Below are 9,191 nucleotides of genomic sequence, written 5' to 3' on the forward strand. Positions count from 1 at the left end.
ACCTGGAAGCGGTAGATCACCAGCGGGTGGTAGTGCAGCAGCAGCGGCCGCAGCTCGTCGGGGGTCTGGCTGAGGTCCCACACCTCGCGGTCGAGGAAGAAGTCGTCCTGGGGGTGGATCTGCAGGCCCTCGTCGAACGGGATGTGCATGCCCGCCGCGCAGGCCGCCCACTCCGTGACCTCGTCCTCGGTGACCTTGAGGCGATGGGCCAGGCGGGCGTACTCGTCGGCGTGGTGCTCCTGCGCCCAGCGCACCCACGACACCGCCTGCTCGAGGTTGTAGCGGGCCATGACGTTGGTGAACAGGTTGTTGTTGACCACCGTCGTGTACTCGTCGGGACCGGTCACTCCGTGGATGTGGAACGAGCGTTCCCCGTTGCTGCGCCAGAAGCCGAGGTCGGCGTAGAGCCGAGCGGTCTCGACGAGGATGGCCAGGCCGTGCCGCACGAGCAGTTCCTCGTCACCGGTGGCGCTGACGTACTGCACGAGCGCGTGCGCGACGTCGGCGTCGATGTGCACCTGGGCGGTACCGGCGGCGTAGTACGCCGAGGCCTCCTCACCGTTGATGGTGCGCCAGGGGAAGAGGGCCCCGCGCTGGCTCATCTCCGCAGCCCGCTCACGAGCGGCGGGCAGCATCCGGCTGCGGAAGAGCATGAGGTTTCGGGCCAGCTCGGGCCGGGTGTAGGTGAGGAAGGGGGCGACGTAGACCTCGGTGTCCCAGAAGTAGTGGCCCTCGTACCCCGAGCCGGTGACCCCCTTGGCCGCCACCCCGAGCCCGTCGGCCCGGGCGCTGGCCTGGGCCAGGGTGAACAGGTTGAAGCGAATGGCCTGCTGCACGGCATCCGAGGTCTCGTCTCCGGTGTCGACCTCGACGTCGGCGGAGGCCCAGAACGCGTCGAACCAGTCACGCTGCTCAGCCAGCCAGTGCTCGTTGTCGACCCGGGCTGCCCGGTCCAGGGTGCGGCGGCACCGGTCGGACAGCTCACGAACGGGCAGGCCGCGCGAGGTGTGGTACGCCACGGTCTTCTCGATGCGCAGCGTGCTGCCCTCGCGGGCGTCGACGCGAAAGACCATCTTCGTCAGGTCCGGCTCGTCGCTCATGACGACCTCGTACGGGTCGGGTGTCGACACGGCGTGGTCGGCGGCCACGGCGACGGTCATCCGGGAGTTGGCGCACTGGTAGCCCAGCATCATCCGGTCGTCCTTGGCCATCTGCAGCCGCGGCTCGAGCACCCGGCCCTCGAAGGCCGCCGCCTTGCGTGGGTCGGCCAGCCCCGTGCCGGCGGCCGCCTGCCCGTGGTACTCGTCGACCCCGTCCTGACGGTTCAGCAGCTGGGAGGACACCACCACCGGGGCGTCGCCGGAGAGCATGCTCACCTCGAGCGTGAGCAGGACGAGGTGGCGCTGGGTCATCGACACCATCCGCGTCGAGACGACCTTGACGCGCTTGCCCGACGGGGTGCGCCACACCAGGGATCGACGCAGGACTCCGTCACGGAAGTCCAGCGACCGCTCGTAGCTCTCGAGGTCGGCCGTGCCGATGACCAGCGGCTCGTCGTCGACGTAGAGCTTCATGAGCTTCGCGTCAGGGGCGTTGACCAGGGTCTGCCCTGTGCGGGCGAACCCGTAGGCCGCCTCCGCGTGCCGGATCGGCCAGGTCTCGTGGAAGCCGTTGATGTACGTCCCGTGCTCGTGGGCGTGGCGACCCTCCTCGGGGTTGCCACGCAGCCCGATGTAGCCGTTGGCCACGGTGAACAGCGTCTCGGTGACCCCGAGGTCGGCGCGTTCGGGGTCGCACTCCACGAGCCGCCACGGGTCGGCGGGGAAGCGGCTGCGGTCCAGCGGGTCCGCCGAGGTCTGCGCGGTGCTCACGCCAGCTCGCCGAGGTCCGCGACGACGAGGTGCGCCCCGGCATCCGTGAGGGTCTGCGCGCCTGCCCCGCGGTCGACGCCGATGACGAGTCCGAACTCGCCGGCCGCCCCGGCGCGAACGCCCGACACGGCATCCTCGACGACGACGGAGCGGGCGGGTGTGGCGCCGCACGCCGTGGCTGCGTGGACGAACGTGTCGGGAGCCGGCTTGCCCGGCAGTCCGAGCTCGGTGGCAACCCGGCCGTCGACGACGGTGACGAAGCGTCCGGCCAGGCCGGCGGCCTCCAGCACCGCCGGGGCGTTCGCCGACGACGAGACGACCGCGAGCGGCATCCCGAGGTCGCGCAGGTGGTCCAGCAGCGCCACCGATCCCGGGAACGGTGACACCCCGTCGCGTTCGAGGACGGCGTTGAAGGCGTCGTTCTTGCGGTTGCCGAGTCCGCACACGGTGTCGAGGGTGGGGGCGTCGCTCGGGTCGCCCTCGGGCAGGTCGATGCCGCGTGCGGTGAGCAGGTCCCGCACGCCGTCGTAGCGCGGCTTGCCGTCGACGTGGGCGAAGTAGTCGTCGTCGGTGTAGGTCGAGGTGTCGGCGGCGGGGTCCTCCCACGACGAGAGGAAGGCGTTGAACATCTCCGACCAGGCCCGCATGTGCACCTCCGCCGTGGGGGTGAGGACCCCGTCGAGGTCGAAGAGGACCGCGTCGTGGTCGGGCCAGGTCACCGGGTTCATACCGCTCATGAGAGACAACGCTAGGGACTGCGAGAGCGCTTGCGCAATCCGTCGGCGCCGCCTTCCCGAAGGCCGGTCCGGGGCGTCGCTGGGCTACCGTTCTGGGTGTGAGCCAGCCGGTGCGCCTGCCCTTCGACCCGATCGCGCGGGCGAGCCAGTTGTGGCGCGAGCGCTGGGGTGAGGAGTCGCACGCCTCGTCGATGGCCACGGCGACGTCGATCATGCGCGTCCAGCAGCTGCTCCTCGCCCAGTTCGACGCCATCGCGGGTCGCCAAGGGTTGACCTTCGCGCGCTACGAAGCACTGGTGCTGCTCACCTTCAGCCGCGACGGGCGCCTCTCGATGTCCCGCATCGGGGAGCGCCTCATGGTGCACCCGACGAGCGCGACGAACATCGTCCAGCGCCTGGTGGCCCAGGGGTTCGTCGAGCGGGTGCCCAACCCCGCCGACCGTCGTGGCGCGTTCGCGGTGATCACGGATGCCGGTCGCGCGGCGATGGAGGCGGTGACCCGTGATCTGGAGGCGGCCGACTTCGGGCTCTCGATGCTCGACGCCGAGCAGCACGACGTGCTGTTCGGACTGCTTCGTGAGGTCCGCGTCGGGGCAGGCGACTTCGAGGCCTGACGGGGGTTCTCCCGCCGTGGGATTTGTCGGGAGGGTGGGGCGTTTGTCATGGTGGAGGGACGCCGTGGCGCGTTTTCCGCGTCGGTGACCCCCCTTGTCAACCCGAAGGACCCCATCCCCATGACCACGATCGTGAAGAGCGTCGTCGGTGCACTCCTCGCCGTTCTCGGCCTGGTGCTCACCGTCATCGGCGCCTGGTTCGCGACCCAGCTGGGGTCCTCGGGCACCGCGCAGTTCACCGCCCGACCGGCGACGACCGACCCGGTGATCATCCGGCCCTCGGTGCTCAACCGCGTCGAGTCCGACGTCGTCGTGACCGCCACCCCCGCCGAGGGTGCCACGGTCTGGATGGCCCTGGCCAACCCTTCGGATGCCGCTGACGTGCTCGGCGACGCCCGCATCGTGTCCGCCACGGGGGTCGGGGTTCGCGACTGGGTGTTGCTGACCCGGACGGTGGGGTCCGGCGAGCCTCCCGCCCTGGGCCTTGCCGACCTGTGGCGCCAACAGGACTCCGCCCAGGGGCCGGTGACCCTGACGGTCAAGCAGGCCCAGGCGCCCGAGGCACTCGTCATCGCCACCGAGGGCGGGCCGCTCGAGACCGTGACCTTCACCGTCACGGACAAGACGTGGTTCGTCGAGGCCGTCGTCGCCGTCCTGGCCGGACTCTTCCTCGTCGTGGCCGGAGTGGCGTTGGCATGGCCCAGCCGCCGATCCACCGAAGAAGCGCCCACCGAGGAGGTCACCCGATGACCCGCCGCACGACATCCGCCGTTGCCGCCGCCACCCTGGCCAGTGCCCTGCTCCTCACGGGCTGCGGCACGCAGGACGCCCTCGTGGGCCTGCGCCCGGCGCCAGCCGAGAAGTCCGTCTCCGCGCCGCTCGGGGACGAAGGCGCCGCCGACATCGCCGCCCGGGTCCTGGCGCAGGCGGAGGCGCCCGTCGAGGGTGACGCCAAGAAGGCGGCCGCAGCCCGTGCGGTCTTCCTTGCGGGTGACGCTCTGACCGTGGCCAATGCGAAGGCGGCCCGTGGCGCGGCACCCGCGGCCACCCCTGACCTCGCGGTTGCACCGAAGCCGACGATCGTCGGCCAGTCGCAGGGTCGGGCCTGGCCCCGTGCCATCGTCGCGTCGACCCTCGACGAAGCGACGAACACCCAGATGCTGCACGTCCTGGTCTCCGAGAAGCCCGACCAGCCGTTCAAGATCGTCTCGAGCGTGCCGATGTTCGCCGGCGCCACGCTTCCCGCGGTGGCCCCGGAGAACGCCGGCTCCCCGATGGTGGAGGTCACCGACGGCGAGGGGCTCCCGGCCACGCCGGAGGCGGTCATCAAGGCCTACGCGGCAGCCCTGGCCTTCCCCAAGCCCGTGGCGACGAAGGCCGTCTCCGTCGACAACGCGTTCGCCAACTCCCTGAAGACCACCGCCGCGGCCCAGGCCAAGGCGCTCGGCAAGCTCGGCACCCTGACCCAGGTGCACACGCCCGAGCTGAAGAACGCCGTGTCCTTCCGCCTCGCCGACGGAGGAGTGGTCACCTTCGGCCTGATGAAGCGCACGGACACCCTGGCCGTGACCAAGGCTGCCAAGGAGCTCGTCCTGCCCGCCGAGTACGCCAAGCTGACCGGCAAGAAGAAGGTGACGAAGTCGCTCACCCTGAACAACCTCGAGACCTTCGTCATGCTCATCCCCCCGACGGGGCAGGCATCGGTCATCGGTGGGGCCGAGCTGCTCGTCTCCGGCAAGGCCCTGTGATCGCGCAGCCCTGCGCGTTTGAGAGAATCTGCGCATGAGCGAGACCACCCCGCCCGCGGGTACCCGCGGCGCCGTCGACCTGTCCTCCGTTGCCGGCCTGACGGCCCCCTCCGCAGCCACGGCAGGCAGTGGGATGCCGGCCGGCCCGGTTCCCGGCCAGCCGCCGGCCGCGCGCCCCGCGGTTCCCGGGGGTCTGGTCGTCGAGGTCACCGCAAGCAACCTCCAAGAGGCACTGAACCGCACCCTGCAGGTTCCCGGCGTCCTGGTGCTGTGGGGCTCGGCCTACTCCGCGACCCGCGAGCTGCTCGACACGGTCGTCTCGGTCGCGGCGTCGCTCGAGGGTCGCGTCCTCGTGCTCAGCGCCGACCTGTCGGCATCCCCCGAGCTGCTCCAGGTCTTCCAGCCGTTGCTCGTCCAGGCGTTCGGGCAGCCGAGCGTGCCGGCGACCTTCGGTCTGCTCCAGGGTCAGCCGGTGCCGCTCTTCCCCGGCATCCAGCCCGAGGCCGAGGTGCGTGCGGTCATCGACCAGCTGCTCCAGGCAGCCGTGCAGAACGGCATCGCCGGTCGCGTCGAGCTCGAGCCGGTCGAGGGCGCCGAGGACGACGCGCTCCCGCCGCTGCACGAGGCTGCGTTCCAGGCGATCGAGCGCGGTGACCTTGCTGGGGCGGCCGCCGCCTATGAGCAGGCGCTCGCCGAGAACCCCAAGGACCACGACGCCGAGCTCGGCCTGGCCCAGGTGGGCCTGATGCAGCGCACGACCGGCGTCGACCTGACGGCGGCCCGGGCTGCAGCCGCGGCCGACCCTGCCGACGTCGACGCCGCGTGCGTCGTCGCCGACCTCGACGTGCTCGGTGGCCACGTCGAGGACGCCTTCGCCCGGTTGCTCGACCTCGTGCGGACCAGCGAAGGTGCTGACCGAGACAAGGCCCGCACGCACCTGCTCGAGCTGTTCTCGGTCGTCGGCAACCACGACGAGCGGGTTCGCAAGGGGCGCACCGCCCTGATGAGTGCCCTCTTCTGATCCTGGTGGCAGCGACCCTCATCGACGACCACCTCCGGTTCCGGCTCGACGACGTCGACCCGGCCGTCACGGCCGTCGTCCTCCAGTGCGAGCGAGCCGTTCCCGGCCCGCGCGAGTTCACCCGTGATGGCGCGGGCTGGTGCCTCGACCTGCCGGTGCCGAGCCTGCAGCGCATCGAGTACCGCTTCGCCGTCGGTCGCGGTGACGCCGTCGACATCGTGCTCGACCCCGCCAACCCCCTCACCGTGCGCACCGCGTTCGGGGACCGGTCGGTGGTCGAGCTGCCCGGCTACGTGCCGCCGTGGTGGCTGTCGGCGCCCGCCGTCCCCGGACGGTTGGACCCGCACACCCTCACCGGTGAGACCACCCACGAGGTGCCCGTCACCGTCTGGATCCCGCAGGACCTGCCCGACACCGAGCCGGCTCCGTTGCTGCTCGTGCACGACGGGCCCGAGTACGACCAGCTCGCGTCGATCACCACCTACAGTGCAGCCCTCATCGCGACGGGGGTGCTGCCACCTCACCGTGTTGCCCTCGCGGCCCCGGTGATCCGTGATGCCTGGTACTCGGGCTCACCCCAGTACCTGCGCACGATCGCGGCCACCGGTCTCGACGGGTTGGGCGAGCGGTATGCCGTGCGCGGCCCGGTCGTGGTCGCAGGCGCGAGCCTCGGCGGGCTGACCGCGGTGCTGCTCGGGCTGCTGGCGGCACCGCGGGTCGGCGGGGTGTACTCGCAGTCCGGGTCGTTCTTCCAGGTGCGCCACGACCTCGACGAGAGCGGCTACCCCTTCTTCGGGCGGATCTCACGGCTCGTGCAGAGCGTGCTCGACATGCGCGAGACCGAGCACCCCCTCGTCGTCGGCATGTCGTGCGGGGCCATCGAGGAGAACATGGCCAACAACCGTGACATGGCGGCGGCCCTGCGTCGGGCCGGGCACACGGTCGAGCTGACCGAGGTCGCCGACCTGCACAACTACACGGCCTGGCGCGATGCACTCGATCCCGGCCTGACCCACGTGCTGCGCACCGTCTGGGGCGAGACCGACTGATCCTCTCGCGGGCAGTGCTTGCGAGAGGGGGTGGTGACCGGCAAGGTGTGCGCATGGAGACGAGCGCCGTGCGGTTGCAGGTTCCCGGGCACGACGTCGACCTCGAGGTCGTCCGCTACGGAGCGTGGGGGCGGCCGGTGCTGCTCTTCCCGTCCGAGGGTGGATCGGCCCGAGACGCGCAGGGCAACGGCATGCTGGATGCCGTGCGCCCCCTCATCGAGGCAGGTCGGGTCAGCCTGTTCTGCGTCGACTCGATGGACGGGTGGACGTGGTCGGCCAATGACCAGCCGACCGAGGAGCGGGCCCGCCGGGCGCAGACCTACACGGCGTGGTTGTCGCAGCAGGTGCTGCCGTGGATCCAGGAGCAGGTCGGTGGGGGACAGGAGATCATCACCGTCGGCGTCTCGCTGGGCGCCTACCACGCCGTGCACCTGACCTTTCAGCGCGCAGACGTCGCACCGATGGCCATCGGCCTCTCGGGCAACTACGACCCGACGAGCTGGAACGGCTGGGGTGAGCTCGGCGACGCGACGTACTTCGCGAACCCCACGGCGTACGTGGCGAACATGGACGGTGACCACCTCGACTGGATCAGGTCGCGTGTCTCCGTGCTGCTCGTCGTCGGCGAAGGCCCCTTCGAGGTCTCACCCACCCGGTCGCTGCCGGCCACCCGGGAGTTCGCGGCCCTGCTGGCCGACAAGGGGATTCGCCACGAGCTCGACGTGTGGGGCCACGACAGCGCGCACGACTGGCCGTGGTGGCAGCGCCAGCTTGCTCATCACCTCCAGCGTTTCGTGTGACGTGACCACCGCGGCCCGCCGCGACACCGCCGTGGTGCGCCACGGCATCCGACGCGTAGTTCCACCCGAGGAGTAGGAGACCACTCATGGCCACACGAACCGACCACCTCGTCGGGTTGCTTCTCGGTGCCGAGGAGGACTGGCCGACGGCATTCGAGGCGCTCGCTCGGCGTCTCGGGGTGCTGAAGCCGCCCGGCGGCGGTGAGCACACGATCACCACGGAGCGGCTCACGATCGAGCCGTTCAACCTGCGTGACAAGGCCCGCCAGGAACTGGTGATCGACCGGTTGGCCCACTGGTACTACCACCCGCGCGAGTGGCTGAAGAAGGTCGCGCTCATGGACGACGTGTACCTGCTCAACAGCCCGTTCACGTTCCAGTCGATGGAGAAGCACTCGGCCTACTGCGCCCTGATCCGGCTCGGCATGCACGTGCCCGAGACGGTGCTCGTGCCCTACAAGCACCCCGTGGACAACGCGCGGTGGGCCTACACGTCCTCGCGCTACAACCAGTCCTTCGACCTCGACGAGGTGGCCGAGCCGCTCGGGTACCCGCTGTACATGAAGCCCTTCGACGGCGGGGGCTGGCGAGGTGTCTCGCAGGTCAAGGACCGGGCCGACCTGCACCGCTCCTACGACGACTCCGGCGAGATGCTCATGCACCTGCAGGCCTCGGTGCCTGACTACGAGCACTTCGCGCGGTCTCTGACCATCGGCCCCGAGACCATGGTCATGAAGTTCCGCCCCGACGAGCCGATGCACGAGCGGTATGCCGTCGCGCACGACTTCCTCTCCCCGGAGGTCGGGCGCGAGACCCGGACGATCTCGCAGACGGTCAACGCGTTCTTCCGCTGGGAGTTCAACTCCTGCGAGATGCTCGTCAAGGACGGCATGGTCTACCCGATCGACTACGCGAACGCGTGCCCGGACGTCGCGGTGACCTCGCTGCACTACTACTTCCCGTGGGCGATGAAGGCGCTGCTGCGCTGGTCGACGTTCTGCGTGGTCACGGGGCGGGTGGCGAAGACGCAGGTGGACACCGGGCCGTGGTTCGAGATCGCCGACGACGAGGCGCTGGACTACCAGGCCAAGCTCGAGGCCTACCAGGCGCTCGCCGACGACCACTTCGAGACCGAGCGCTACGCCGAGTTCTGTGACAGCACGCTCCCGCACGTCGACGACATGGTGCTCGAGTGGATCGAGGGGCCCGACTTCCGCTCGTTGCTGCAGTCGACGATCCAGCAGACGTACCCGCCGCACGAGTGGGAGCGGTTCGAGGGCCACTTCGGTGGGCTGCTCGGGATGTGGGTGTCCGATGAGCGCCGGATTCGCGGGGCCGACGCCTGACGGGC

9 protein-coding genes are annotated in these 9,191 nt (G+C 70.4%); 7 read left to right on the forward strand and 2 right to left on the reverse strand.

Annotated elements, in window-relative coordinates; translation table 11 throughout:
• Together PLL68_RS03055 and PLL68_RS03060 are read right to left on the reverse strand one after the other, a co-directional pair.
• On the reverse strand, positions 1-1,871 hold a 1,871-nt coding region (locus PLL68_RS03055), incomplete at its 3' end, for a glycoside hydrolase family 65 protein (protein WP_324531535.1).
• Positions 1,868-2,608 (reverse strand): HAD family hydrolase, encoded by a 741-nt coding sequence (locus PLL68_RS03060; RefSeq protein WP_502910661.1) that lies wholly within the window; start codon positions 2,606-2,608, stop codon positions 1,868-1,870. The genes PLL68_RS03055 and PLL68_RS03060, both read right to left, overlap by 4 nt.
• Before the next feature lie 98 nt (positions 2,609-2,706).
• Between PLL68_RS03060 and PLL68_RS03065 the strand changes: the two genes are divergently transcribed.
• From PLL68_RS03065 to PLL68_RS03095, 7 genes are all read left to right on the forward strand, one after another.
• Entirely contained in the window at positions 2,707-3,222 is a 516-nt protein-coding gene (locus tag PLL68_RS03065) for a MarR family winged helix-turn-helix transcriptional regulator (protein WP_324531537.1), read from the forward strand.
• Positions 3,223-3,342: 120 nt separating this feature from the next.
• A complete protein-coding gene (locus tag PLL68_RS03070; RefSeq protein ID WP_324531539.1) occupies positions 3,343-3,972 on the forward strand; it encodes a hypothetical protein in 630 nt (209 codons plus the stop codon).
• Positions 3,969-4,970: a DUF8094 domain-containing protein gene (locus PLL68_RS03075; RefSeq protein WP_324531541.1), complete on the forward strand. Its 1,002-nt coding sequence runs from the start codon at positions 3,969-3,971 to the stop codon at positions 4,968-4,970. The genes PLL68_RS03070 and PLL68_RS03075 overlap by 4 nt, the downstream gene beginning before the upstream one ends.
• A 34-nt stretch (positions 4,971-5,004) precedes the next feature.
• Complete coding sequence (locus PLL68_RS03080) at positions 5,005-5,991, forward strand: co-chaperone YbbN (protein ID WP_324531543.1); 987 nt, start codon at positions 5,005-5,007, stop codon at positions 5,989-5,991.
• Positions 5,992-5,996: 5 nt separating this feature from the next.
• Positions 5,997-7,040 carry an alpha/beta hydrolase gene (locus PLL68_RS03085; RefSeq protein ID WP_324531544.1) on the forward strand — a complete coding sequence of 348 codons (1,044 nt, stop codon included), beginning with the start codon at positions 5,997-5,999 and terminating at the stop codon, positions 7,038-7,040.
• Positions 7,041-7,093: 53 nt separating this feature from the next.
• On the forward strand, positions 7,094-7,840 hold the full coding sequence (locus PLL68_RS03090; RefSeq protein WP_324531545.1) for an esterase family protein: 747 nt from the start codon (positions 7,094-7,096) through the stop codon (positions 7,838-7,840).
• 86 nt (positions 7,841-7,926) lie between these two features.
• Positions 7,927-9,186: an ATP-grasp domain-containing protein gene (locus tag PLL68_RS03095; RefSeq protein ID WP_324531547.1), complete on the forward strand. Its 1,260-nt coding sequence runs from the start codon at positions 7,927-7,929 to the stop codon at positions 9,184-9,186.
• The last annotated feature ends 5 nt before the right edge of the window (positions 9,187-9,191 follow it).

This window comes from Ornithinibacter sp., from assembly GCF_035443565.1.
Classification (GTDB): domain Bacteria; phylum Actinomycetota; class Actinomycetes; order Actinomycetales; family Dermatophilaceae; genus Fodinibacter.